This window comes from Arthrobacter sp. CDRTa11, from assembly GCF_026427775.1.
In the GTDB taxonomy this organism is placed as follows: Bacteria; Actinomycetota; Actinomycetes; order Actinomycetales; family Micrococcaceae; genus Arthrobacter.
On the sequence record NZ_CP044532.1, the window covers coordinates 3121830 to 3147578 of the forward strand.

Annotated in this window: 25 protein-coding genes and 1 pseudogene; 11 read left to right on the plus strand and 15 right to left on the minus strand. The window is 63.9% G+C overall.

Features of this window, described 5'->3' with window-relative positions; translation table 11 throughout:
* Positions 1-91: 91 nt before the first annotated feature.
* On the minus strand, positions 92-829 hold the full coding sequence (locus F8G81_RS14025; RefSeq protein WP_267275332.1) for an NUDIX hydrolase: 738 nt from the start codon (positions 827-829) through the stop codon (positions 92-94).
* A 101-nt stretch (positions 830-930) separates the two neighbouring features.
* On the opposite strand from F8G81_RS14025, the gene F8G81_RS14030 reads away from it, so the two are divergent.
* The 8 genes and pseudogenes from F8G81_RS14030 to F8G81_RS14065 all read left to right on the plus strand — a co-directional run bounded on the left by F8G81_RS14030 (position 931) and on the right by F8G81_RS14065 (position 8259).
* Positions 931-2010, plus strand: coding sequence for an SPFH domain-containing protein (locus F8G81_RS14030; RefSeq protein WP_267275333.1), 1080 nt, complete (start codon positions 931-933; stop codon positions 2008-2010).
* Between the two features lie 9 nt (positions 2011-2019).
* Positions 2020-2915 (plus strand): annotated as a pseudogene (locus F8G81_RS14035) (hypothetical protein).
* Positions 2916-2970: 55 nt separating this feature from the next.
* Positions 2971-4398 (plus strand): HNH endonuclease, encoded by a 1428-nt coding sequence (locus F8G81_RS14040; RefSeq protein ID WP_267275335.1) that lies wholly within the window; start codon positions 2971-2973, stop codon positions 4396-4398.
* A 38-nt stretch (positions 4399-4436) separates the two neighbouring features.
* Complete coding sequence (locus F8G81_RS14045; protein ID WP_267275336.1) at positions 4437-5576, plus strand: PDDEXK nuclease domain-containing protein; 1140 nt, start codon at positions 4437-4439, stop codon at positions 5574-5576.
* 22 nt (positions 5577-5598) lie between these two features.
* Complete coding sequence (locus F8G81_RS14050) at positions 5599-6054, plus strand: VOC family protein (RefSeq protein WP_267275337.1); 456 nt, start codon at positions 5599-5601, stop codon at positions 6052-6054.
* A 127-nt stretch (positions 6055-6181) separates the two neighbouring features.
* Positions 6182-6874 carry an MSMEG_4193 family putative phosphomutase gene (locus F8G81_RS14055; protein ID WP_267275338.1) on the plus strand — a complete coding sequence of 231 codons (693 nt, stop codon included), beginning with the start codon at positions 6182-6184 and terminating at the stop codon, positions 6872-6874.
* 24 nt (positions 6875-6898) lie between these two features.
* Positions 6899-7453 carry a DUF3090 domain-containing protein gene (locus F8G81_RS14060; RefSeq protein ID WP_267275339.1) on the plus strand — a complete coding sequence of 185 codons (555 nt, stop codon included), beginning with the start codon at positions 6899-6901 and terminating at the stop codon, positions 7451-7453.
* Positions 7453-8259, plus strand: a complete 807-nt coding sequence (locus tag F8G81_RS14065; protein WP_267275340.1) for an SCO1664 family protein — start codon at positions 7453-7455, stop codon at positions 8257-8259. Before F8G81_RS14060 ends, F8G81_RS14065 begins: the two co-directional genes overlap by 1 nt.
* A 182-nt stretch (positions 8260-8441) precedes the next feature.
* Here the strand turns inward: F8G81_RS14065 and nrdF are convergent, their stop codons facing one another.
* The 4 genes from nrdF to nrdH all read right to left on the minus strand — a co-directional run bounded on the left by nrdF (position 8442) and on the right by nrdH (position 12554).
* Complete coding sequence (nrdF, locus tag F8G81_RS14070; protein ID WP_267275341.1) at positions 8442-9416, minus strand: class 1b ribonucleoside-diphosphate reductase subunit beta; 975 nt, start codon at positions 9414-9416, stop codon at positions 8442-8444.
* A gap of 91 nt (positions 9417-9507) precedes the next feature.
* On the minus strand, positions 9508-11628 hold the full coding sequence (gene nrdE, locus F8G81_RS14075; RefSeq protein WP_267279225.1) for a class 1b ribonucleoside-diphosphate reductase subunit alpha: 2121 nt from the start codon (positions 11626-11628) through the stop codon (positions 9508-9510).
* A gap of 68 nt (positions 11629-11696) precedes the next feature.
* A complete protein-coding gene (nrdI, locus tag F8G81_RS14080; protein ID WP_267275342.1) occupies positions 11697-12254 on the minus strand; it encodes a class Ib ribonucleoside-diphosphate reductase assembly flavoprotein NrdI in 558 nt (185 codons plus the stop codon).
* Positions 12255-12308: 54 nt separating this feature from the next.
* Positions 12309-12554: a glutaredoxin-like protein NrdH gene (nrdH, locus tag F8G81_RS14085; RefSeq protein ID WP_267275343.1), complete on the minus strand. Its 246-nt coding sequence runs from the start codon at positions 12552-12554 to the stop codon at positions 12309-12311.
* A gap of 500 nt (positions 12555-13054) precedes the next feature.
* Between nrdH and F8G81_RS14090 the strand changes: the two genes are divergently transcribed.
* Together F8G81_RS14090 and F8G81_RS14095 are read left to right on the plus strand one after the other, a co-directional pair.
* The gene (locus F8G81_RS14090) at positions 13055-13972 is read left to right on the plus strand and encodes a LysR family transcriptional regulator (RefSeq protein WP_267275344.1); all 918 of its coding nucleotides are present in this window, start codon (positions 13055-13057) and stop codon (positions 13970-13972) included.
* A gap of 46 nt (positions 13973-14018) precedes the next feature.
* A complete protein-coding gene (locus F8G81_RS14095) occupies positions 14019-14525 on the plus strand; it encodes a DUF2004 domain-containing protein (protein ID WP_267275345.1) in 507 nt (168 codons plus the stop codon).
* Positions 14526-14631: 106 nt separating this feature from the next.
* On the opposite strand, the gene metE is transcribed toward F8G81_RS14095, so the two are convergent.
* The 8 genes from metE to F8G81_RS14135 all read right to left on the minus strand — a co-directional run bounded on the left by metE (position 14632) and on the right by F8G81_RS14135 (position 23656).
* The gene (gene metE / locus F8G81_RS14100; RefSeq protein ID WP_267275346.1) at positions 14632-16974 is read right to left on the minus strand and encodes a 5-methyltetrahydropteroyltriglutamate--homocysteine S-methyltransferase; all 2343 of its coding nucleotides are present in this window, start codon (positions 16972-16974) and stop codon (positions 14632-14634) included.
* 137 nt (positions 16975-17111) lie between these two features.
* A complete protein-coding gene (locus F8G81_RS14105) occupies positions 17112-18080 on the minus strand; it encodes a methylenetetrahydrofolate reductase (RefSeq protein ID WP_267275347.1) in 969 nt (322 codons plus the stop codon).
* Between the two features lie 340 nt (positions 18081-18420).
* Entirely contained in the window at positions 18421-19230 is an 810-nt protein-coding gene (locus F8G81_RS14110) for a hypothetical protein (RefSeq protein WP_267275348.1), read from the minus strand.
* Positions 19227-20282 carry a VWA domain-containing protein gene (locus F8G81_RS14115; RefSeq protein ID WP_267275349.1) on the minus strand — a complete coding sequence of 352 codons (1056 nt, stop codon included), beginning with the start codon at positions 20280-20282 and terminating at the stop codon, positions 19227-19229. The genes F8G81_RS14110 and F8G81_RS14115 overlap by 4 nt, the downstream gene beginning before the upstream one ends.
* A complete protein-coding gene (locus F8G81_RS14120; RefSeq protein WP_323809242.1) occupies positions 20279-21298 on the minus strand; it encodes a vWA domain-containing protein in 1020 nt (339 codons plus the stop codon). The genes F8G81_RS14115 and F8G81_RS14120 overlap by 4 nt, the downstream gene beginning before the upstream one ends.
* Entirely contained in the window at positions 21298-21768 is a 471-nt protein-coding gene (locus F8G81_RS14125) for a hypothetical protein (protein ID WP_267275351.1), read from the minus strand. Before F8G81_RS14125 ends, F8G81_RS14120 begins: the two co-directional genes overlap by 1 nt.
* Positions 21758-22642, minus strand: a complete 885-nt coding sequence (locus F8G81_RS14130) for a DUF58 domain-containing protein (protein WP_267275352.1) — start codon at positions 22640-22642, stop codon at positions 21758-21760. The genes F8G81_RS14125 and F8G81_RS14130 overlap by 11 nt, the downstream gene beginning before the upstream one ends.
* A 6-nt stretch (positions 22643-22648) precedes the next feature.
* On the minus strand, positions 22649-23656 hold the full coding sequence (locus F8G81_RS14135; protein WP_267275353.1) for an AAA family ATPase: 1008 nt from the start codon (positions 23654-23656) through the stop codon (positions 22649-22651).
* A gap of 153 nt (positions 23657-23809) precedes the next feature.
* Here F8G81_RS14135 and F8G81_RS14140 point away from each other — a divergent pair, with 153 nt between their 5' ends.
* Positions 23810-24013, plus strand: coding sequence for a hypothetical protein (locus tag F8G81_RS14140; RefSeq protein ID WP_267275354.1), 204 nt, complete (start codon positions 23810-23812; stop codon positions 24011-24013).
* A 33-nt stretch (positions 24014-24046) separates the two neighbouring features.
* On the opposite strand, the gene F8G81_RS14145 is transcribed toward F8G81_RS14140, so the two are convergent.
* Both F8G81_RS14145 and F8G81_RS14150 read right to left on the minus strand, forming a co-directional pair.
* Positions 24047-24928, minus strand: coding sequence for a carbohydrate ABC transporter permease (locus F8G81_RS14145; RefSeq protein WP_267275355.1), 882 nt, complete (start codon positions 24926-24928; stop codon positions 24047-24049).
* A complete protein-coding gene (locus F8G81_RS14150) occupies positions 24925-25746 on the minus strand; it encodes a carbohydrate ABC transporter permease (RefSeq protein WP_267279226.1) in 822 nt (273 codons plus the stop codon). Before F8G81_RS14150 ends, F8G81_RS14145 begins: the two co-directional genes overlap by 4 nt.
* Positions 25747-25749: the final 3 nt, after the last annotated feature.

Sequence of the window (25749 nt, forward strand, 5' to 3'; positions counted from 1 at the left end):
TTAGAGCAGTCTCCGCGCCATCCGTCGGGTGGCAGAGCCAGCGGTCGCCAGCCGCCGGTGGTCGCGGCAGCGCCAGCTGACCTGCCGGGCGTCAGTCACGCGGCCGCATGAGGGGCGGGTTGAGGACGGCGCGCGTTGGCTGCCCTGCCGCTGGCCGGGACGGCCCGGCCAGGCGGAAAAGCGCAGCTGGGCGGCCGGCGTCGCCCGTCGTCATGCGCCCGGTTTCCTCCAGAAAACCGGGCGTCCCCGTCGCTTTACGGTGGAAGTTCCTGGGATCGAGCCGACTGCCCCACACCGCCTCATAAACGGCCCTCAGCTGGGCGACGGTAAATTCTTCGCCGCAAAAGACAGCCGCCAACGGTGAGTATTCGAGCTTGGACTTGGCCCGCTCCACGGCGTCAGCGAGGATGCGTTCATGGTCGAAGGCCAGCTTCAGGTCGCCGTCAAGGACGCGGCTGACAGGATACCAAGCGGCATGCTCGGCGTCGCTTCCGGCAGACAGCACCGGGAAGTTCGGAGCAAGCAGTAAGTGAGCCACTGTGAGAACATCCCCCCTAGGGTCACGCCCTTTGGGCCCATAGCTCCCCAGCTGCTCCAAATGCCCGGGGACCTGTTCAACGCCGGTTTCCTCCGCCAGTTCGCGGGCGGCTGCGGTTGGCAGATCCTCACCGGCAAGCACAAAGCCGCCGGGGAGGGCGAGCCGGCCGCGGAAGGGCTCGATGAGCCGGGTAATAAGCAGGACCTTGAGGGTGCCATCGGCCACGGTGAGCGCGACGACGTCGACAGTGACCGGGAAGAGTGCGGGGTCAGAAGGGCGGTGTTCAGGCATGAGCTCATCTTAGGAAGTTATCGTCACCTTGACAATAAATCGCGGTCATGGCTATTCTTTCATTATCGTCAAAGTGACGAGAAAACACCTCAGGAGAAGTCATGGCCCACATCAAGCGCTACCCCTGGATCAACCATTTCCTGGGCAGCCCCACCGGCTACGTTGTACACCTTCAGAAGGGCGCTGTCCGCCACCAGGGAGTTGGGCAGGCTTTCTGGTACCGGCCCGCGAACTCCGTGCTGAGCGAGATTCCCGTTGATGATCAGGAACTGCCCACCCTCTTCCACGCCATTACCCGTGACCACCAGGACGTCAGTATCCAAGCGAACGTGACCTACCGCTTCATCGACCCGGTGGCCGTGTCCAGCCGGCTCGACTTCGGCCTGCAGCCGGCCGGCGCGGGCCCGGCTACCGGGAGGGAACAGGTGGCCACCATCATCGGCCAGCTGTGTCAAAGCCACGCCATCGACCAGATTGCAACCACAACCCTCGCTGAGGCCCTGGCACGTGGGGTGAGCCAACTGCGCACCGTGCTGTCCGAGGCCCTGCGGGCGGACACCCGACTCCTGTCGACTGGTATTGAGATCCTTGGAGTCCAGGTTCTGGCCGTCAGGCCCGAGTCAGACGTCGAAAGGGCCCTTCAGACGCCGGTCCGCGAACAGCTCCAGGCGGAAGCAGACCGCGCCGTCTACGAACGCCGCGCCGTCGCCGTCGAACGTGAGCGAACCATTTCCGAGAACGAGATGGCCAGCCAGATCGAACTGGCCACCCGCCGCGAGCACCTGGTGGCCCAGGAAGGCGCCAATGCCCGGCGTGCGGCAGAGGAAAAGGCCGCGGCCGGACTGATCGACGCGCACGCCTTGGCCGAGCGCCAAGGCATCAGCGCAGATGCGGAAGCAAACCAGATCCGGCTGGTGGGCGATGCAGCCGCGGCCCGAGAGGCCGCCACCATGGAGGTTTACCGGGGTATGGAGCAGGCTACGCTGCTGGCTTTGGCGCTGCGGGAGGCCGCAGGATCGCTGCCCAACATCGGCAACCTCACCATCACTCCGGATTTGCTGAGCGGTGCGCTGGCCGGGCTTTTCCGGGAACCAGCCGGCGGCCCCGCCCCGGTTGCTGCAGGCCCTCTGGCCGCAGGCAGCGCCGGCCTCGCTGGCAACACTGGCACATCCGGCAAGTAGGATCCCGTCATGGCAAAACCGCGTTTAGTCATCGTCCACCGGCGGACCGAGCTCCAGGAACTTCTGGACCGGCACGCCACCCGGGGCCAGGCCGAATTCTTCCTCCGCACCCGGGGCCGCAACCTGCAGGATGTCCAGGAGCGCCACGATCGGATCACCGCAGCCCTGGTTACGGTAAGGGCCGCGATTCCGTCGGAGTGGCGCCAAGCCGAGGTGGAGCGCACGGATCTGAGCCGTTTCCTGCTGACACCGGAGGACATCATCGCGGTGGTGGGTCAGGACGGACTGGTGGCAAACGCGGCGAAGTACCTCAACGGCCAGCCAGTCATCGGCATTGATCCCGAGCCAGGAGCAAATCCCGGCGTCCTGGTCCGGCACACGCTGGCCGCAGCGGCAAAGCTTCTTAACAAAGCTGCCACAGCGGGGCCCGCGCAATGGAACTGTGCCGAACTCGCCACCGTGACAGCAATCCTCGACGACGGGCAGGAACTCTCCGCCCTAAACGAGGTCTTCATCGGGCACGCCTCCCACCAGTCAGCCCGGTACCAACTCACCACCCATCACGGCCAGACGGAACGGCAGTCCTCGTCCGGGCTGATTGTCTCCACCGGCACAGGCGCCACCGGATGGTGTGCATCCATCGCCGTCGAGCGTGGAGGACGCGCTCTGCCGGCTCCCACGGACCCCCGGCTCGCTTGGTTCGTCCGCGAGGCCTGGCCCTCCCCCATCAGCGGCACGTCGCTGACCGAGGGTGTGCTGCAGGCCGGCGAAGCACTCCGGATTACCGTGGCGTCCGATCAGCTTGTGGTGTTGGCGACGGCATGGAGGATGACCGCCTCAGCGCTTCGTGGGGGCAGGAAATCACAGTCCGCTTAGGCGAAAGGCCGCTACGGCTGGTGGCTTAGGGCATGAGCGCCGGCGGCACCCATTAATGTCAGTGGTCGATGGAAGACTTTGGCTATGGAAGGTGCTCGGCAAACCGAACCGCATGAGGCGGCTACGCAACGTGACGTGGACCCTTGGCATGAGGCCGTGCGTGTCCTGATTTCTGCCGCGAAAAGCAACCGGCGCTCTTCTGACAGCGCCGGGCTGATCCACAGGATCCGCGGGCTTGAGGACTTAAAAGCGGCCATCAGCGGTGAGCAAGCCCGGCTTGCGGTTACCTTTGATGGCCTCGAACGCCAAAAGCAGGCCGAACAGGGAATCCCGGCTCAGGAACAAGGGCAGGGCGTCGGCGCCCAGATTGCCCTTGCCAGGCGCGAGTCCCCTGCGCGCGGAGGCCGCCTGCTGGGCCTTGCCAAAGCCCTTGTCACTGAGATGCCGCACACCCTGGCCGCGCTGGACAGTGGCCAGCTGAACGAATGGCGTGCCACGTTGCTGGTGAAGGAGACGGCATGCCTGAGCGCTGAAGACCGCTGCGCAGTGGATGAGGAACTCAGCGCAGATCAGGGAACCTTCACTGGCGCCGGAGACCGTGCCATCATCGCAGCGGCACGTGCAGCTGCTTACCGCAGGGATCCCCGCTCCATGACCGAACGGGCCAGCCATGCTGCCTCGGAGCGGTGCGTCAGTCTGCGCCCGGCGCCGGACACCATGACTTACCTGACCGCGCTGCTGCCTGTCGCCGAAGGCGTAGCGGTGCACGCAGCACTCAGCCGGCATGCCGACACCGCCCGTTCTGCCGGTGAGACTCGTTCCCGCGGGCAGCTGATGGCCGATGCCCTCGTGGAACGCGTCACCGGTACTCCTGGGGGCGTCTCCGGCGTGGAGATCCAGCTCGTTATGACGGACCGCACTCTTTTCCAGGGGGACAGCGAGCCAGCCCGCCTGGCGGGCTATGGCGTGGTCCCGGCGGGTTGGGCCCGGCAAACCATCAAGCTCGGAGGACGTGGGTCCGCTGGGAAAACCGGAACCGACGGGACTGGTGGCGCTGACCCTGCTGTCACCGCTGGCTCCGCTGACTCTTCGCCTGACTCCTTCAAGGTCTGGCTTCGCAGGCTCTATACCGCTCCGGCCTCGGGCGAGCTGTTGGCCATGGACTCCAAGGCCCGGCTCTTCCCGGCAGGTCTGCGGCGCTTCCTGACTGCCCGTGATGATGCCTGCCGCACGCCCTACTGTGACGCGCCCATCCGCCATTTCGACCACATTATTCCGTGGCACACTGACGGCCCAACCAGCGGCTCAAATGGGGCAGGACTCTGCGAAGCCTGCAACCACACAAAGGAAGTTTCGGGCTGGAAGGCCAGGCCTCGGCCAGGGCCGCGCCATACCCTGCAACTCACCACGCCTACGGGGCACAGCTACTTTTCAACGGCTCCGCCCCTGCCCGGAGCCGGTGCATGGAATCCATGGCCCAAATCGACGCGAGGAAACCAACTCGCAGGCTAGGGCCCCGTGGCGTTCAACTGTGCACGTCAGGAATGTCTGTGCCCGCCGATACCTTGGCTCGTGGAATATCCACGCCGAAAGGAACCCACCCGCCGATGTCTTCTCCTGCGTCTTTCGAATCAACGCCAGCGGCTTCCGGAATGCCGGACTGGTACCCCGAGTTATTGCAATCCGTTGCCCAGGAGATCAGCTCGGGCCGGTACCGGGCAGTTTCGGCGGCCAACCAGGAGCTCGTGCACTCGTACTGGTCTATTGGACGCGAGCTGCTGGAACGTGAATCGAAAGAAGGCTGGGGTTCGAAGGTTGTCACCCGGCTGTCGGCCGACCTTCGGGCCAGGTTTCCTGACGCCCGGGGCTTCTCGCCCCGGAATCTGCGCTATATGAAGGCCTTTGCCAGCGCATGGCCGGACATCACAATGTTGCAGATGGCGTCTGCAACATTGCCCTGGAGCCACCACGTGCTGCTGCTGGAGAAGCTGGCAGTGCCTGAGGAAAGGCTCTGGTACATGGCCTGCGCCATAGAGGAAGGGTGGTCCCATAGCTTTCTCGGTCAGCAAATCGAAACGCGGCTGTATGAACGTTCCGGCAAGGCCATCACCAACTTTAAGTCAACGTTGCCGCCGTCGGACTCTCATCTCGCCCAGCAGTCCTTCAAGGACCCATACGTCTTTGACTTCGTCTCCATGACGGGCAAGCGAAACGAACGCGAATTCGAGGGCCAACTCATTCTGCATGTGGAGAAATTCCTGCTGGAACTGGGCCAAGGCTTCGCGTTCGTGGGCCGGCAAGTGCGGCTGACCATCGGCGCCGACGAATTCTTCGCTGACCTGCTGTTCTACAACTTCAAGCTGCGTTGCTTCGTGGTGATCGAACTCAAGGCCACCGCGTTCAAGCCCGAGTATCTGGGTCAGGTCAACATGTATATGTCGGCCGTTGATGATCTGCTTGCACACGCCCAGGACCAGCCGACCATCGGGCTCTTACTGTGCAAGACCAAGAACAATGTGGTGGCAGAGTATTCGCTGCGTGGCTTCTCCAAGCCGATTGGTATTGCCGAGTGGGAGTCCGAGATCGTGCGGGCTCTGCCTGAGGAATTCACTGCAACCCTGCCCAGCATCAGCGAACTTGAGGCGGAACTTTCGCAACCGCTGTTAGGCGACGGCGGCTCCACAGATTAATGCCAGCGGCGTACGCTACAGCATGACTACTGACGCCCCTAAGCCCACCGTCCGCCAGCTCCGCCTCGTCGTGGAGGCTCAGGACTACGAAGCGGCCCTGATCTTCTATCGCGATGTACTGGGCCTCCCCGAGCAGGAAGCCTACGAGGGAGAGGGCGACGCTCGCGTCACGATACTGGATGCCGGGCGTGCCACCCTTGAGCTGTCCAACCCGGCCCAGGTAAAGCTCATCGACCGGGTGGAAGCGGATGGCCAGCCCAGTGCCAGGCTCCGGGTGGCCTTCGAAGTGGACGACACAGCAGCTGTAACCACTGAGCTTGTGGAAGCGGGAGCTGAATTGATCGCCACGCCGCGGGAAACCCCGTGGCGGTCCTTGAACTCCCGGCTTTCGGCGCCGGCCGGCCTTCAGGTGACGCTTTTCCAGGAACTCGAACCGGCCGCTGACCATGTCCACAACCCGGGCTACAAAAAGCCCTGAGCCGCTTTCGCCCTCACCTGACCTTCTGAGGTTCCAAGGTCTTTCAGAATTGCTTGGTTGGGGCCAGCGGCAAGTTCCCAAAGGGTGGGTAAACACTGCCGTCCGAGTGGATGGTTAGGCTAGGTGGATGGCGACAGTTCTTCTCGTGCGGCACGGACGCACCACAGCCAATGCCACTGGACTGCTGGCCGGCCGGGCCGCCGGCGTCAGCCTGGACGAGGTCGGGCGCCAGCAGGCGGTTTTGACCGGAGAGCGGCTCGAGGCAGTGCCCTTAGTTGGGGTGGTATCGAGCCCTCTCGAGCGTTGTCAGCAGACCGCCCAGCTCATCCTCGATCGCCAGGCTGGCACTCCGTATGCGCCGTTGGAACCCGATCTTACCGAGTGCGATTACGGCCAGTGGCAGGGCCGCACGCTCATTGATCTCGCAACCGAAGATCTGTGGTCGGCTGTGCAATCGCAGCCGTCCGCCGTCGTCTTTCCCGGCGGTGAATCCATGGCCGCGATGCAGGCCCGGGCGGTAGCAGCAATCCGACGCCACGATGCAGCCTTCGAAGCCGAGTACGGGCCAGGAGCCGTATGGGTGGCGGTGAGTCACGGTGACGTCATCAAATCGATCCTCGCCGACGCGCTGGGTATGCACCTCGACCTGTTCCAGCGCATTAATGTAAGCCCTGCCTCCGTATCGATCGTGCGCTACAGCGCCCGTCGGCCAAGCGTCCACGCGACCAACACCGACGCCGGGGATCTGTCCTGGCTGTCGAACGGCATCCACGCCGGCGATGCGCCGGTGGGCGGCGGTGCAGGGCAACAGGCGTCATGAAGCGCCTGTGCCTAAAATGCTCTTATGCCTACACGTATTCATGAGTTTGACTGGCCTGATCGGGTCGTCGTTGGCACCATTGGCCTTCCGGGGGCACGGACGTTCTACCTGCAGGTGCGGGCAGGGACTCAGATCGTAAGTATCGGCATGGAGAAGCAGCAGTCGGCTCTGCTCGCAGATAAAATCGACGAAATTCTCGACCAGCTTCTCAGCGTAGAGGGAAACCCTCACAGCGTTCCCACGAGTACTCCCGTTGAATTGGTTGACAATGACCAGCTCGAGGCCGTTCAGGAGCAGTTTCGGACCGGCGCCATGAGTTTAGGTTGGGACCCGACGACGGCGCAGGTCGTCATAGAGGCCTACCCGATCACCGATGTCGACATTGATAACGACGACGAATCGCCTGAAGAGGATGACGCTGAAGTGCCCGAAATGCTGCTGGTGCGGATGCCGGTTGGTGCCGCCCGTGCTTTCGCCAAGCGCACCCGTGAGGTTGTGGGCGCTGGGCGTCCCGCATGCCCACTGTGCGGTTACCCGGTGGACCCAGACGGACACGTCTGCACTCTTCCCGAGGTCTGATGCCCGCGCCCGACCTGCTGACTGCCGAGCTGACGCTCACCGGACGCATCACGACGGCGTCGAACGCCACCTTCCTGGGCAGCATCGGCGATACGACGGTCGTCTATAAGCCCATAGCCGGGGAAAAACCGCTGTGGGATTTTCCCGACGGCTTCCTTGCCCACCGAGAGGTTGCCGCCTACCTGGTCTCGGAGGTCCTCGGCTGGAATGTAGTGCCACGCACCTGGCTGCGCGATGGTCCTTTGGGCGAAGGGATGGTGCAGCTGTGGCAGGAGTCAGACCCCGACCAGAACGCGGTGGACCTCATTGCGTCGGACGACGTACCGGAGATCGGTTGGAAACACGTCCTCGAAGGTCAGGATGAGAACGGACGTATGATCGCCCTCATACACGAGGACTCTCCGGCGCTCAGACGCATGGCGGTGTTCGACGTCGTCGTGAACAACGCCGACCGCAAAGGCGACCACATCCTTGCCATGACGGATGGACACCGGCACGGCGTGGACCACGGGCTTACCTTTCACCGCGACCACAAGCTGCGCACGGTGCTGTGGGGGTGGCTGGGAGACGCTCTGACCGTCGAGGAACTTGAGGGCATCGACCGTGTGAGCGAAGGACTGGAGGGTGAGCTGGGCCGAAACCTGGCGGACCTGCTCACCGCCGAAGAAATTGCGTCGGTCGCCACACGCTGCGCCCGGTTGCGTTTGGCGGGTCGGTTCCCGGCCCCGAGCGGTGAGATGGCTGCGGTGCCCTGGCCGCTTTTCTGGAGGAGTTACGGCAAGGCTTTGCCAGCCGACTTACGTTGAAGGCAAACGTTTTAGTCTGTATGACTCGCGGGGGCTGTTCGATGTCCAAAATCAGGGGCATGTGGTCGCTGTACTGCAGCCAGTCCTCGTGAGTAAAACGGACCGCGGAACGAGGACTTTAACAGCTCAGCCCCTCCACGTTCATGCGCGGAAGGGCTGAGCCAAAAGCAGGAGGAAAAAGGCTAGAAGTCCCAGTCCTCGTCTTCAGTGTTGACGGCCTTGCCGATCACGTACGAAGAACCGGACCCGGAGAAGAAGTCATGGTTCTCGTCAGCGTTAGGCGACAGGGCGGAAAGGATGGCCGGGTTCACGTCGGTGACTGACGCCGGGAACATGGCCTCATAGCCCAGGTTCATCAGCGCCTTGTTGGCGTTGTAATGCAGGAACTTCTTGACGTCCTCGGCCAGGCCAACGGAGTCGTAGAGATCGTGCGTGTACTGGACTTCGTTCTCGTACAGCTCGAAGAGCAGCTCGAACGTGTAGTCCTTGATCTCCTGCTTGCGCTCCTCGGACAGGCCTTCCAGGCCCTTCTGGAACTTGTAGCCAATGTAGTAGCCGTGCACGGCCTCGTCGCGAATGATCAGGCGGATCAGGTCGGCCGTGTTCGTCAGCTTGGCCCGTGAGGACCAGTACATGGGCAGGTAGAAGCCCGAGTAGAACAGGAAGGACTCCAGCAGGGTGGAGGCCACCTTGCGCTTCAGGGGGTCATCGCCCTGGTAGTAGTCCATGACGATCTGGGCCTTCTTCTGAAGGTTCTCGTTCTCGGTGGACCAGCGGAACGCCTCGTCGATCTCCTTGGTGGAAGCCAGCGTGGAGAAGATGGAGGAGTAGCTCTTGGCGTGCACGGACTCCATGAAAGCGATGTTCGTGTAGACGGCTTCCTCGTGCGGGGTGAGCGCATCCGGGATCAAAGAGACAGCGCCGACGGTGCCCTGGATGGTGTCCAGCAGCGTCAGGCCAGTGAACACGCGCATGGTGAGCTGCTGCTCAGCGGGCGTCAGCGTGTTCCACGACTGGACGTCGTTGGACAGCGGCACCTTCTCCGGCAGCCAGAAGTTGTTGACCAGGCGGTTCCAGACATCCACGTCTTTGTCGTCCTGGATGCGGTTCCAGTTGATTGCTTCGACATGCGTCAGCAGCTTGACCTTCTCGGTCATGTCATCCCCTAAATGTTGGGTTGTTCTTTGAAGTTAAGCGTACGACGGCGGGCGGGCACCCGCCGTCGTACTGGCACGATTTAGTTGAAGATTAAAGCATGCAGGAAACGCAGCCCTCAACCTCAGTTCCCTCCAGCGCGAGCTGGCGGAGACGGATGTAGTAAATGGTCTTGATGCCCTTCTTCCAGGCGTAAATCTGGGCCCGGTTGATGTCGCGCGTGGTGGCGGTGTCCTTGAAGAACAGCGTCAGGGACAGGCCCTGGTCCACGTGCTGCGTGGCAGCGGCGTAGGTGTCGATGACCTTCTCGTAGCCGATCTCGTACGCGTCCTGGTAGTACTCCAGGTTGTCGTTGGTGAGGTACGGCGCCGGGTAGTACACGCGGCCCAGCTTGCCTTCCTTGCGGATCTCAATCTTGGACGCCACCGGGTGGATCGAGGAGGTGGAGTTGTTGATGTAGGAGATCGAGCCCGTCGGCGGGACTGCCTGCAGGTTCTGGTTGTAGATGCCGTGCTCCATGACGGAAGCCTTCAGCTCGCGCCAGTCATCCTGGGTGGGGATGTGGATGTTCTTGAACAGTTCCGCGACCTTCTCGGTCTGCGGCACCCACTCCTGCTCCGTGTACTTGTCGAAGAACTCGCCCGACGCGTAATTGGACTTCTCAAAGCCGCCGAAGGTCTGGCCGGTCTGGATGGCCAGCTTGTTGGAGGCGCGGATGGCGTGGAACACCACCGAGTAGAAGTAGATGTTGGTGAAGTCCAGGCCCTCTTCGGAGCCATAGTGGACCCGCTCGCGGGCCAGGTAGCCGTGCAGGTTCATCTGGCCCAGGCCGATGGCGCGGCTCTGGTCGTTGCCCTTGGCGATGGACGGCACCGAGGTGATGTTGGACATGTCCGAGACCGCAGAGAGGGACCGGATGGCCGTCTCGATGGTCAGGCCAAAGTCCGGCGAGTCCATCGTCTTGGCGATGTTCAGCGAGCCCAGGTTGCAGGAGATGTCCTTGCCGGTGTCCGCGTAGGACAGGTCATCGTTGTACGTGGTGGGCTGGGAAACCTGGAGGATCTCCGAGCACAGGTTGGACATGATGATCTTGCCGTCGATCGGGTTGGCCCGGTTTACGGTGTCCTCGAACATGATGTACGGGTAGCCGGATTCGAACTGGATCTCGGCGAGGGTCTGGAAGAACTCACGCGCCTTGATCTTGGTCTTCTTGATCCGGGAATCGTCCACCATCTCGTAGTACTTCTCGGTGACCGAAACGTCGGAGAACGGCATCCCGTAGACGCGCTCGACGTCGTACGGCGAGAACAGGTACATGTCCTCGTCCTTCTTGGCCAGCTCAAAGGTGATGTCCGGGATCACGACGCCCAGTGAGAGGGTCTTGATGCGGATCTTCTCGTCGGCGTTCTCCCGCTTGGTGTCCAGGAAGCGGTAGATGTCCGGGTGGTGCGCGTGCAGGTACACGGCACCGGCACCCTGGCGGGCACCGAGCTGGTTGGCGTAGGAGAAGCTGTCCTCGAGGAGCTTCATCACGGGGATAACGCCGGAGGACTGGTTCTCGATCTGCTTGATCGGAGCGCCCACTTCACGGATGTTGGTCAAGGCGAACGCCACACCGCCGCCGCGCTTGGACAGCTGCAGGGCGGAGTTGATGGAGCGGCCGATCGACTCCATGTTGTCTTCGATGCGGAGCAGGAAGCAGGAGACCAGCTCGCCGCGCTGCTTCTTTCCGGCGTTCAGGAAGGTGGGGGTGGCCGGCTGGAAGCGGCCTTCGATGATCTCGTCCACCATCTGCAGGGCAAGCTGCTCGTCACCACGGGCCAGGTGCAGGGCCACCATGCAGACGCGGTCCTCGTAGCGCTCCAGGAAACGCTTGCCGTCGAAAGTCTTGAGGGTGTAGGACGTGTAGAACTTGAACGCGCCCAGGAAGGTCTCGAAACGGAACTTCTTCTTGTAGGCACGGTTGTAGAGCTCACGGATGAAGTTCATCGTGTACTGGTCGAGGGTCTCGCGCTCGTAGTACTGGTTCTTCACCAGGTAGTCGAGCTTCTCCTCCAGGTCATGGAAGAACACGGTGTTGTTGTTCACGTGCTGCAGGAAGTACTGGTGCGCGGCTTCGCGGTCAGCCTCAAACTGGATCTCACCGTTGGGGCCATACAGGTTGAGCATCGCGTTCAGCTCGTGATAACCCAGGCCCTTGTAGGCGGCAGGCATCTCGGGCTTCTCGACGGCGGCGCCCAGCTTTTCGGCCCCGGCGCGGGTGCCCTGGCCTTCGGCCCTGGTTACTTCTGTGTCTGAGACAGTCGTGTCCAAAACTTATCCAATCCTTGGTTGACCCGGGTAACGTCTTCCGGCGTTCCCATAAGTTCAAATCGATAGAGGGGCGGGACCTGGCATTTGGCGGAAATGATGTCCGCAGCCATGCAGTAGTTGTCCCCGAAATTTGTATTGCCGGCACCGATGACGCCGCGGATCAGTTCCCTGTTCTGCGGGTTGTTCAGGAAGCGGATGACCTGTTTGGGCACCGACCCTTCTCCCCCTGTACCGCCGTAGGTGGGCACCACCAGTACAAATGGCCTGGTGGCGAGGAGGGGCGCGTCCTTGGCGTGGAGCGGGATCCGGGCCGAGTCGCGGCCAAGCTTTGCGACAAAACGGCTGGTGTTCTCGGAAGTAGAGGAAAAATAGATGAGCTGGCTCTGCGTAGTGACGGGCTGGTGTGAACCGCCCTGTACGTGACCCTCGCGCTGCGCCGGGTCAATGTGCTGTGCAGAGCCTGAACGGTTGGCCTGGCCGGCGCGCCTCTCCTTGACGGAGGCTCCGGCCGTTGCCAATGCTGCCATGGGAGTCACCTCAGCTGCAGGAAAGTTGCCGGACGGCAGGAAATAGAATGCGTCCTAGGCTACGGAGGGAACAGCAGACAGTGCCAGTTCCTCGATCTTGTCCGGGCGGAAGCCTGACCAGTGGTCCTGGTCGGTGACGACAACAGGGGCCTGCATGTAGCCCAAAGCCTTCAGGCGCTCCAAGGCATCGGCGTCCTGTGAGATGTCTACGCTCTGGTAGGTGATGCCCTTTTTATCCAGCGCACGGTAGGTTGCGTTGCACTGAACACAAGCCGGCTTTGTGTAAACCGTTACGGTCATGGTCCCTGTCCCCTTTGTCGAATCTTCGCTCTTCGTAGGCGGGCCGTTCCGAACGATTTCCGTGTCCGATACTGCCCTTGCCTGCATGCCGCCTGCGCGGCCGGTCTTCAGTTTGATGTCTGCGCTAATGTTCCGCTCAACCTGTATCTAGATACTACATGTAGTGCAGGCGCCTCTTTGGAACCCCAAGATGATGTATTACAAGTATGTCATTTAATGCACCGTTAATCCACAGGCAAGGTCCTTCAAAATGTCCGGGATTCAGCGGATTCCGAGGACGAAATCCACACCCTGTGGAGTACTTAGCCACAATTAACGCCCAGCGTGTCGCCTCGCAGACGGCGTGTCGCACCCGGTGCCGGACACTACATATGGGGCCGAAACCCCCCGCGCCGGACTGGCGGGAGTGACCAAGAGCACCCGTTCCTGTGCCAGAATGAAGCGGCCCTTCAGGCCCGTCATACTTCCGGCTCTCTTCCGGCCTGATCAGAAAGACTGCAGTGGTCAATCCCGTACATCTGAAGACCCTCCTCGAGGTCACCCGGCTGGGCTCCTTCGCGGCCGCCGCTGCCAGGCTGGGCTACACCGCGTCCGCCGTTTCCCAGCAGATGACCGCCCTGGAAAGGGATACGGGGGTGGTCCTCTTCCAGCGCTCCGCCCGCAGCGTGGTGCCCACGGAGGCGGCCGTGGTGATGAGCCGGCATGCAGCCAAGGTACTGACAGACATCGAGGCCCTGATGGCTGCGGCGTCCAAAGCCCAGGACGCCAGCCGCCAGGAACTCAGGCTGGGCATCTTTCCCAGCCTGGCCACATACGTACTCCCCCGGATCCTGAAGAACCCCGCCTGGAAGGAACTCGGCATCGATCTCAGGGTCTCCGTGGCGGAACCCGCCCAGACCATCCAGGGCCTCCGGACCGGCGGAGAGCTGGACGTGGCGCTGGTCTTCCAGGTGGGCCAGTCCGGCCTGGCCTGGCCGCACACCATCAACCGGCAGTGGATCGGCGACGACAATTTCCGGGTGGTTCTTCCCAAGGGCTGGGGCTTCCGCACGGACGCCAAGGTCGCGGCAGACCATCTGTCCGAGATGCCCTGGATCATGCATCATCCCGGGACCAGCGATGCCGTTGTCATCGAGCGGCTGTTCGCCAGCTGCAACCTGCATCCCCGTGTGGTGGCCTACAGTGACGACTTCCACGCCAGCCTGGAAATGGCAGCCGCCGGACTCGGCGCCGCGCTGGTCCCGGAACTCGCCCTGCTTCACCGCCCGGCCGGCGTGGTGGTGCTGGACGTCCCCGAAATCCGCCTCGCCCGCAACGTTTTCGCGCTCCTCATCAACGAAACGAAAACGGCCCGGGTCCAGCTTTTTGTTGACCTGTTGGCTGAAACTCTGGCTGGTTTGGGAACTGCAGGGAAATAATCCCGAATGCTGGAAATGCGCTGCTGTTGGGGTCTATGTTGAAGGTATGAACAGGGTAGCGAGCCAGCACTTCGGCGAAATCGAGCTCAATCACGGCCGGGATCACAACATCGCCGCCAAACATGAACTGCGCGGCCATGAGCTGGAGCTCGACCTGAACATCAACGCGCACGACCACTTCGACGAAGCGGCCATGCACAAGGTGGACTACCGTCTCCGCTATCTTCCCGAGCTCGTGGACGAGGTCCGGGAAATGATCGCGGAGGAGCTGGAGCAGGAAGGCACCAGCCCGCAGGAGTACCTTCGTTTCCACTGCAACGCCCTCAAGGATGAACACCTGAAGAAAGTCTTCGGCGTTGAGGACCGCAGCCAGCTCACCAATGCCGTGTTCCTCAAAGCGCTCAAGCTTGGGCACGTGGGCATCTTCCCCGGCCAGCCCGAACGGTATTTCGTCCTGGACTTCACCCTTGGCGCGCATTTCACCGACGAAGTCTTGGTGGCGTCCGCGGATGAAGACGGTGTGGTGGACGACGAAATTCTCTGGGAGTCCTAGAAACAACAGCTTAAAAAGCACGACGCCGGCTGGTCACTTCAGGTGAACAGCCGGCGTCGTACTTTGTTCAGTTATTGCTTTGTTCAGTTATTGCACTACTTGGCTGCTACTGCTTCGCTGCCTGCAGCAGGCCGGCGCGGACCGCCTTGGTGGCCTCAACGAGGTTGCGCAGGGACTCTTCGGTCTCGGCGTAGCCGCGGGTCTTCAGGCCGCAGTCCGGGTTGACCCAGAGCTGGCGGGACGGGACGTGCTTGACTGCGGTGCTGAGCAGCTCCGTGACTTCCTGCTCGCCCGGAACGCGGGGCGAGTGGATGTCGTAGACGCCCGGACCAACGCCGCGGCCGAAGCCGTGGGACTCAAGGTCGTGGACAACCTCCATGCGTGAGCGTGCGGCCTCGATGGAGGTCACGTCAGCGTCCAGCCCATCGATGGCGTCGATGATGGCGCCGAATTCGGAGTAGCAAAGGTGGGTGTGGATCTGGGTGGCATCTGCGGCACCTGCGGTGGACAGGCGGAACGAGTTCACGGACCAGTCCAGGTAGGCGGCCTGATCGGCCTTGCGCAGCGGCAGCAGCTCGCGCAGGGCGGGCTCGTCCACCTGGATGACCTTGATGCCGGCAGCTTCGAGGTCTGAGATCTCGTCGCGCAGGGCCAGGCCAACCTGGTTTGCGGTCTCGCCCAGCGGCTGGTCATCGCGGACGAAGGACCAGGCCAGGATGGTGACCGGACCGGTGAGCATGCCCTTCATGGGCTTGCTTGTCAGGGACTGAGCGTACTTGGCCCACTCCACCGTGATGGGGGCACTGCGGGTGACGTCGCCCCAGAGGATGGACGGGCGGGTGCAGCGTGAGCCGTAGGACTGGACCCAGCCATGCACCGTGACGTCGAAGCCTTCGAGGTTCTCGGCGAAGTACTGGACCATGTCGTTGCGCTCGGGCTCGCCGTGCACCAGGACGTCGTAACCCAGTTCTTCCTGCAGCTCCACAACGCGCTTGATCTCGTCCTTCATGAGCTGCTCGTACTGCTCGTTGGTGAGATCGCCCTTGTTGTTGCGGGCACGGGCGGAACGGATTTCGGACGTCTGCGGGAACGAGCCGATGGTGGTGGTGGGCAGCGGCGGCAGGTGCAGCGCTTCTTCCTGCGCAGCTTCGCGGACCGAGTACTCGGAGCGGCTGAAGTCGGCCGGGGTCAGGGCCGCGGTGCGGGCCCGAACGTCGGCGCGCTGGACGCCTTCGGCGGTGGCGCGGGAGGCAATGATGCGGGTGGCCTCGTCGATGGCCGGCTGGACAGCAGCCGCGTCGGTCAGCAGTCCTGCCAGGGTGGCAACTTCCACAGCCTTCTGGTCAGCGAACGCCAGCCAGCTGCGGAGCTGCTCGGACAGCTGGACCTCTTCGTCGACGTCGTGCGGGACATGCTGGGTGGAGGTGGAGGTGCTGATGGCCAGGGTAGCCACCGACTTCTGCAGCTCGGCGACCTTGTCCGCCGAGGCCTGCAGGTCGTTGCGCCAGATGTTGTGGCCATCCACCACACCCGCCACCAGGGTCTTGCTGCCCAAGGCCGACAGCTCGGCGGCAGCGGGAACGGCGCCCTTGAAGACGTCGATGTGGAGGGCGTCAATGCCGGTAGCGGCCAGGGTGCCGAACTGCTCGTTCAGCGCACCGTACGGGGTGGAAACGAACAGCTGCGGGCGGCTGGCCACAGCTGAAAGGACCTCGTATGAGCGGGCAACAGCGGCCTGGATCTCCCCGGCGGAGGTGTCCTGGTCGACAACCAGGGCGGGCTCGTCCAGCTGGAGCCAGCTTGCACCGGCGGCAGCCAGCTTCTCCAGCAGCGCGGTGTAGACCGGCAGGACATCCTCAAGGCGGGACAGCGGGCTGAAGCCGGCCGGGGCGTCGTCGGAAGCCTTGCTCAGCAGCAGGAAGGTGACCGGGCCCACGATGTATGGGCGGGTCTCTACGCCATTGGCCAGCGCGAACTCGAACTCTTCAACGATCCGGTTGGAGGTCAGCGCGAAGTTGGTTTCCGGGCCGATCTCCGGTACCAGGTAGTGGTAGTTGGTGTCGAACCACTTGGTCATTTCCAGCGGCTGCTCGTCCTTGGTGCCGCGGGCCAGGGTGAAGTACCCGTCAATGTCCAGCTGGCCCTCTGCGTTGAGCAGGTTACCGAAGCGCGCCGGCACCGCTCCCAGGTGGGCAACTGCGTCGAGCACCTGGTCGTAGTAGGAGAAGGTGCCCGGAACGGCGGCAGCCTCAGTCAGGCCCAGGCTCTGCAGGCGCTTGGCCGTGCCCAGCTGGATTTCCTTGGCAGCCGCGTCCAGTGATGCGGCGTCGATCTTGCCCGCCCAGTAGGCTTCGATGGCCTTCTTCAGTTCACGGCGGCGTCCGATGCGCGGGTAGCCGAGGATCGATGCGGCGGGAAATGCGGTGGCGGAAATGGTCTTTTCAGGCATGGGTGATTCCTTCAAGTGTTTGTGGAAGCTTGAATGTTCTGGCGAATGATCGAATGTCAGCTGCAGCTGATCAGCAGGCGCGCTGATCAGCAGGCGCGTTGGCAAGCTGGTGCGCTGGCCAGCTGGCGACTCGGGGGCTAGCTGGCGAGCTGGCGCCGGGCGATGGCGCTTCGGCGGCTGGCTGAGCGGGAATGGCGTGGAAGATCCAGCTTGTCCAGCACCTCCAACGCGCTTTGGTGTTCGTTGAACGTGTAGAGGTGGATTCCCTGCGCACCGGCGTCGAGGGCGGCTTTGGCCAGATCCACCGTGGCCCGGACGCCCACTTTGAGCCTCTCGGCGTCGGTGTCCGCAGAAGCGAGGCGGGCAAGGAGTTCCGGTGCCGGCTCTACGCCGCTGAGTTCACCCAGCCGGTTGACCCTGCGCAGGCTGGTGAATGGCATCACGCCCGGGATAATCGGGATGGTGACCCCGGCACGGCGGGCCCGGCGAAGGAGGTCCGCGTACTGCTCAGCGCGGAAGAAGACCTGGGTGATGGCGAAGTCGGCGCCGGAGCGCTGCTTGGCAAGCAACACCTCCACGTCGTGGTCCTCGGTGGGCGATTCCGGGTGACGGGTGGGGTAGGCAGCCACGCCAACGGCGATTTTGCCGGCGCACAGCAATGCTGAACGGCGCTGCTCCACGCGGCGGATGAGCTCGATCAGGTCCTGGGCGTAGCGAAGTGAGCCGACAACCGGCGGTGAGCCATCCTGCGGACGGTCACCGCGCAGCGCCAGGATGCCGCGCACACCGGTGTCCAGCAGGTCACCGATGATCTCCGCCAGTTCCTCGGGCGTGTTGCCCACACAGGTCAGGTGGGCCACCGGCCGGAGCGTGGTTTCCAGCAGGAGCCGGTGAATGAGCTGGACGGCGGTGTCCCGGTTTGAGCCACCGGCACCATATGTAACGGAGACGTAGTCCGGGTCCGTAGTCTCCAGTTCCCGAATGGTGTTCCAGAGGGACTCTGCCGAGGCCGGAGAGCGTGGCGGAAAGAGTTCGTAGGAGAGCGCCACAGGAGTGGCGGTGTCCGATAGATTTGGGTGCGCTTCAATAAGGCTTGGGGGTGACATTTGCGTCCTTGGCTTTGGATCGTTGTTAGCCACCGGTCAGCAGATGTGACGGTAGGCCGGCAATGAATTGAGTTTGGGGAACACGGAAAAACTCCACAGGGACGCAGCCGCGACTGTTACGCCTGTCATGAAGTGTTTCCGTGAGCAAATGTCAGGCCCACATGGGGGCACCCACACCCTCCAGAGCGGAGGATCGCTGACACGTTACCTCGGTAACTTGCTTAGAACTCTATGAGCCGCGGGAAGAGCGTTCAAGTTGGCCACCGAATTAAGACGCAGTTTTACGCTCTATTTCGGAGAAGGACAGAATATTGTTCGCCGACGACGGCGGGAGGTCCAGCTACCATGGCCGGTCCGGTCCCGGTCCGTAGTCATCGTCGCGGAGATATTCGTCCCGTTCCTTGCCGTCACTGCGCTGGCGCTGGGATTCCCGGGTGCTGTCCTTGAGCTGTTCGAGTTGGGTTTCGCTTCCCGCATCAGGCTCCGACGGCGGCTGGCCGGCGTCAGTCCCGGGCTGTTGCGGCTGGCTGTTCCCGTCTTTTGCCTCCTCTGATTTCTGCTTGAGCCGCTGTTCTGCCTGTTCCAGCTTCTGCCCGGCGTCGGCGGCGGCGTCTCCAGCGGCGTCCCCACCGGCTTCTCCCCCGGCTTCTCCGGCCCCTGCTGCGGGCGGGAAGCAGCCCTCGGGAGCGCCATCCACCACGGCGAGTCCATCGTCGAACAGCTTTCCGGCCGCGCCGGTGTCCTCTGCCGCGAGCCGGGCATCACCCAGCCGTTCAATGCTCAGCACCAGGTTGACCCGGATCACGCATTCGTCGTCGGGTGCGGCCTGGGCGAGGGCCTCTTCGAAGCGTTGGCGTGCACCGGTGAAATCCCCTGCCAGGACAAGCGCGTCACCCTCGGCGAAGGGCGCCTTGTGGGTTTCAAAAAAGTTGGCGGTCCGCAGTCCCGCCGCCGCTGCCGCCACTGCCTCACTGTCACGGGCGTCAAAAGCATGGGCAGCAGCACCGGCCAGGTACCCGGCAGTGATGAGCTTGGCCGCGAGGCACAGCCCCAACAGAACGGGCAACCCGGACCAGACCAGGAGCCGCCGCCTGCGCCGCCGCAGCCCGCCGACGGGGCCGCCGACGGGGCCGCCAGTTCGATGGATCATTTCAGGCCCCCCTGTGCCGGCCGCAGCTGCCTCCACTGCCGCAGCACCAGCGCCGACTCCCTGATCGCCAGCAGCGCAGCGAGCGCGGCAAGGCCCCAATAGAGTTCGGTCCGCCCCTCCAGGCTGCCGTCCTCCGGCGCCCGCTGCAGCGTTCCGGGTTCGGCCCCCGTCATCATGGGACCGGAAGGATCGCCTGCCGAACGGTGGACGTACGGCACACCCAGCTGGCCCGCAATGTCCCGCAGCCGGTCCTCATCGATGACGGAGACCGCATCCTTCCTGGTGTCCCCGCTGCGGTCCTGGATGTAGGCTGATCCGCCGTCGGAGTCCTGCCCCATGCCGCGTCCGGTGTTCTCCTTCATCCGGCCTCCTTCCCGTGTGCCGTAACCCAGCACCGCTCCCCCGTCTATCAGCCCGTCTTCCACCCTGATGGGCGCGGGGGCCTTGGCGCTTGTCTGCTCACCGTCTCCCAGGTAGAAGACGATCCGTGGTCGGTGCGGATGGCTGTCGCGGGCGGCCTGGAGCCGTTCGGTGAGCAGGGTACCGGCCACCGTGACGCTGCTGCCCTTGGCATAGTCAGTCACTTGCGGCTCCAGGACAGTCACCAGGGTGTCCAGGGCGGTGGTGTCGGTAGTCAGCGGCATCCGGACTGTGGCGTTGTTGTCAAAGGTGATCAGGGCGAAACGCGCTCCGGCCAGTTCCTCCGCGATGGCCAGGATGTCCCGGCGCACCCCGTCCAGCCGCGGGGCTGAATCCCCGTAGTCCTCTGCCACGATGCTGCTGGTGGTGTCCACAACAAAGAAGACGTTAACGTCCGTTGTTGCCGCCCCTGCCGATCCGCCGGGGACACCGGGACGCAGGGCAGCTGCCAGCAGCAACAGCACCAATGCGCTCCTGAACAGCCAGTCCCGCAGCTGGACGCCCGCCAGTTTCTCCCGGACAGCACGGGGCTGCTGCCTGCCGGCACGGACCAGCCTCCAGCCCAGGAAGAGCAACGCCACGGCGATAACTGGCCCCAGGATCCACCATGGCAAAATCGGTTGCAGGGTCATGGCCTCAGCCTCCAGGATGCCCCGGCCAGCACCAGGCCGGACAGCAGGGCCAGCGCCAGGGGAACGTCCGGAAGGTCCGTCACCACAGCACGGGGCGCACCCTGCATCGCTGCGGCTTCCGTTTGCTGGACTGTCCGGACGATGTCCGCCACGGCCTCGGGGCTGTCCAGCGCGTGATAGGAGCCCCCGGTGGCCTCCGCGGCAACCCTGAGTTGGGCACCGGGCTGTTCGGGGTCGGTGCCGTAATCGAAGTCACCGGGGTTCAGTGCATAGACGCGGACGCCCTTCTCCCGCGCCAGCGCACCGGCCTGCTCCAGGGTGAAGATGGGCTCGCCGGACAGGAAGTTGTCCGTGGCCAGCACCACCGACCGCGAGCGCTGTGAGGCCCTCTGGTCCGGGTCCTGGGCAGCGGTGGCATTCTGGGCTTTGCCCGCGCCGGGAAAGCCTTCGACGCAGGAGGCCAGCCCATCGCCGATCAGCGACGAGCCGCGTCCGTTCCAGGTGCCCTCCAGGAAGGTTGAGCTGCCGGCTGTCCCGTCAAAGGCGTCGCGGGCCAGTTTCAGCTGTTCCTGGACGTATGTGTAGTCGTCCGTCAGTGGAAACACCTGTATGGCGCTGCTGTCAAAGATGGTGAGCCCGATCCGTTCGCCGTCGAATTCCCGCGCCAGTTCCCCGAAGACGTCCACCACGGCCGCGTCGGCGCTGCTCATGGAGCCAGAGGCGTCCAGGCACAGCATGATGTCGCGGTTGCGCTGCTCCGGGCGGATGGTGGTCAGTTCAACAGGCCTGGCCGCTGCGGTTACGGCCGACACCAGCAAGGTGATGCCGGCGGCGGCGGCGACAATTAGCCAGCGTCGGTGCCGTCGGAGGGCTGCCTGGTACTCGGGCAGCGCCGTGAGGCGGTCAGCGTTGGCGACCGGCCGCCGTCGTGCGTTGTCCCCTGAACCGGCCCGGAAAGCCAGCCAGCCTCCGACGGCGGCAGCGGCCACCGCTGCGGGGACCATCCACCAGAACATCAGTTCCACAACCGCACCGCCTCGCGGGCAGACTCAGCAGAGCGGGCAACGGGCGGCAGCGGCCCGGGCCCGAACTCCCCCGGATAGATCCGGCTGACGGCGTGGGCGGCCACGGGCAGCGGGTGCCGCTGCAGCTCTGCAAGGGTCATCCTGGGGGCGTCCACGCCCGTGACGTCCCGCACGAATTTCCGTACGAGGAGGCTGAGCTCCTGGTGCGATTCCCTGGCGGTCAGCAGGCCGGCCTCAGCGTCGGCTGCCACGGCGTCGATCCGCTGCAGGTATGCCTCCTTGAGTACGGCAACATCCGACGGCGGCGTGAACCGCGGCGCTTCGGGCTGCCGGCGGGGTTGCCGGGTGCTGAGGAAAACCCAGGCGTACCAGCCCAAGACGAGTGCCAGCAGCGCGACGCCAAGCCACATCCACACCGGGCTGTACTGGAGGGGCGGATAGAAGCCGGAATCATCCTGCACGCCGGTGCCTCTCCAGGAGGGCGAAGAGTTCCGTCATAACGCCGTGGCTGCTGGCCACATGGCCCTCGGTAATCCCGGTCCGGCGGAACATGGCGTGCCGGCCGGCGTCCCGCTCCGCGGCGGCCCGGGCGTAGGCCGTAGCCACCGACGGAGAGTCCGCCAGGTGCCCTGCCAGCATCGATGAATCGGCCACGTTGAGGGAGTCCAGCAGTGCCTGGTCCGTCCCGGCGAGTTCTGCGTCGCGGATGGTGAGCCAGAGGATTTCGTGTTGTGCCCTGAGCCGGCGCAGCAGCTGCTCGGTGGCAGGGTCTGCGGCGATCTCATCGGCCACCACAAACAGCAGGAACCGGCCCTTGACGCTCCGGGCAACATACTCCAGCTGCGCCTCGATCCGGCTGGCACCGGAGTCCAGGCCGGGGCCGGAATGGACGATGCCCAGGAGTCGTTCCAGATGGGCCTCCCCTGCCTTGCCCGGGATGGAGCGTGTGCTTTTGGCGTCGCCGCACACCAGACCCACCACGTCACCGTGCCGGTGCGCCAGGTAGCCAATGACTCCCAGGGCCATCACGGCAATGTCCTTCTTCGGCTCACCGTCATAGGACTCCGCGGCCATGTTCCGCCCGGTATCGGTGATCAGCAGCACGGTCTGCCGCCGGACGGCCACATACCGCTTGATCAGCGGGGACCCGTAGCGGGCGGAGGCCTTCCAGTCGATGTCCCGTACCTCGTCCCCGGGGATGTAGGCACGGAGGTCGTCGAAGTCGAGGCTGCGTCCACGGAAAACCGAGCCGTACTCGCCGTCGAGCATGCCGCGGGCTTTCCGGTGGGCGAAGATGGCCATCTTCGCCTTCACGCGCTGAAGGAGGCTTGTCACGCCGGCTCAGGGTGTCTGGACAGAGGCGACGACGGCGTCGATGATGTTCTCCACCGGCACCTGCTCCGCCACGGCTTCGAAGCCCAGGATGAGGCGGTGCCGGAGCACCCGGTGGGCCAGGGATTTCACGTCCTCCGGCACCACGTGGTCCCGCCCGTTGAGCAGCGCCACTGCCCGCGCTGCCTGGCTGAAGGCAATGCTTGCCCGCGGGCTTGCGCCAAATTCGATGAAGCCGGCCAGCCGGCGGTCGATGTACTGCTCCGCGTTCCGGGTGACGTACACCAGGCCCACGATGTAGTTGATGATGGCCGGATCGATGTATATCCGCTTGACCAGGTCCTGGACCCCGATCACCGCCTCCAAGGAGGCAGCGGCCGCCGGCTTCTGCTCGGGGGTGAAGATGCCGGCGTCAATACGCCGGATGATCTCTGCTTCCTCCGCCGGGGACGGGTAGTCCAGCACGTCCTTGAGCATAAACCGGTCCATCTGGGCCTCCGGCAGCTGGTAGGTTCCCTCCTGCTCGATCGGGTTCTGCGTGGCCAGCACCAGGAACGGGGACGGCAGCCGGTATTCCTCGCCTCCGATCGAGGTCTGCCGCTCCTGCATGGCCTCCAGCATGGCGCTCTGGGTTTTCGCGCTGGACCGGTTGATCTCATCGAGCAGGACGATGTTGGCGTGCACAGGCCCCAGCTGCGTGACGAAGGTGCCTTTGGCGGCGTCGTAAATCTGCGTCCCAACGATGTCGCTGGGCAGCAGGTCAGGGGTGCACTGGATCCGGCGGAATTCTGCGCTGACGGCTTCGGCCACTGTCTGCGCGGCGGTGGTCTTGGCGAGTCCCGGGACACTTTCCAGCAGGATGTGCCCGCCGGTCAGCAGGCCCACCAGCAGCGATTCGCGGAGCCGCGTCTGGCCCACCATCTTGGCGTCAAAGCTGCGGGATATGTTCGCCACGACCTGCAGTGCGCGTGCCAGGGCCGCCGGTTCTATTCTCGCGGACAAGCTGGTTTGAAGCACTGGATTTCCCCCTGATAAATGGCCCTGGACCAATGTGGCGGCAGGCTTGGCCGGTCCGCATCACTCTGTCCGCCATCCTATCCAAGCCAGCTGCCGGGAAAGCGGCAATGGGCAGCCCTCCCCATTGCCGCAGGTCAGGTCTATCCTGTTGAAATGAGCGAGCTTCCAGCCAGTTACAAGAACTTTCTCAACGACAAGGACGAGATGTTTGTCCTCACGGTCAAGCCTGTTCTGCAGCAGTCGGCTGCCGACCAGCTCCATGGTGTCCGGGTTACCTACAATCCGGGCTCCACGGGGCACCAGGCCCACATCGATGAGAGCATTCCCTTTGGAGTGGTCATTGAGGATATCGACTGACGCCCTGTTTTTCAGGCCCCGGCCAGCGATGGCTCAGCCCTTAACAGCGCCGGACATCGCAAACGAACTGCCTGCTCCCTTTGCCACGATGACATAGAGGGCCAGCACCGGGAGTGAATACAGGATGGAGAACGCGGCCAGCTGGCCGTAGGCAACCGCTCCGTGCTGTCCGAAGAAGCTAAAGATGGATACAGCCGCGGGCTGCCGCGCCTCGGACAGGAGCAGCACGAATGGAACAAAGAAGTTCCCCCAGGCCTGGATGAACACAAAGATGAAGACGACGCCCAGCCCCTGGCGCATCAGGGGCAGGACGATGGTGCGCAGTGCTGTCAGCCCTGAGGCGCCGTCAACCCAGGCTGCCTCCTCCAGGGACACGGGCACCGCGTCCATGAAGTTCTTAGTCATCCAGATGGCCATGGGCAGCGCGGTGGTGGCCAGAAAGAAGATGGTGGCCGGCATCGAGTCCAGCAGCCGCAGCTGGACGAACAGCCCGTACACCGGCACCATGATGGCCGTAATCGGCAGGCAGGTCCCGAACAGGATGGTGTACATAAAGGGCCTGTTGAACCTGGACTGGTAGCGGGACAGCGGATAGGCGGCCAGGACGGCTGCCACGAGGGTTACGGCGGCGGTCCCGGCAGAGAGCACGAGGCTGTTCCACAAAGGCTGGAACAGCAGCCCTGTTGTCATGATCGCGGAAAAGTTCGCCAGCGACAGTTCTTCGGGCAGGCGGGTCTGGTGCCCGGCCCCGGAGTCCAGGGACGCCAGCAGCAGCCACAGCAAGGGCAGGACAAAACTCACGCCGATCAGCAGCAGGGCGGCATCCGCCGGAATCCGGGCACGCTGCTGCGCCACGGAACGGTAGCCGTGGGCAGCCGGGCGCCGGGTACGCCTCGCGCGTGCCGCCGTCGTCATGGTTTGGGATCCCGGAGAAGCCGGATATACGCCGCACCGAACACCACGCCTATGAGGATCAGCACCGAGGCAACAGCAGTTCCGTAGCCTATGTCACCGAACTTGAAGGCCTCCTGGTACGCCAGGACGGGGAGGGTGGTGCTGGCGTTCGATGGCCCGCCGGCTGTCATCACCCAGATCAGGGTGAAAACTGCCAGGGTCTGTAGCGTGACGAGCATCAGGTTGGTGGCTATGCTGCCGCGGATCATGGGAAGGGTGACATAGGCCAGCCGCTGCCAGCCGCCTGCGCCGTCCATCACGGCCGCTTCCGTGACCTCGCCTGGTACGTCGTCAAGGGCGGCCCGGTACACCAGCATGGAGAACGCGGTGCCGCGCCAGACGTTCGCGAGAATAATCGCCACCATCGGAAACGAATAGAGCCAGTCCGGCTGCCCCACTCCAAGCCCGGCCAGCAGCTGGTTCAGGGTGCCGTCACGGCTGAAATACGCATACGCCGCGAAGGCGGCCACAATCTCCGGAAGCACCCAGGCGGCCACAACGGCGGTACCCACGACGGCGGACACGGACCGGCTGGCCCGCCGCATCAGCACGGCGATGGACAGGCCCAGGATGTTCTGGCCGAGGATGGCAGAGCCGCCCACGAACAGGACAGTCAGGCCAAGGGACAGTGGCAGGACCGGATCCGCGAACAGCCGCGCATAGTTTTCGAGTCCCACCCAGGCCGGGCTGCGGGCGTTCCGTCCTGTCAGGGCGGCGTTGGTAAAGGACGCATGGAACGCCCACAGGATGGGGCCGGCCAGGAAAACCAGCAGCAGCATGAC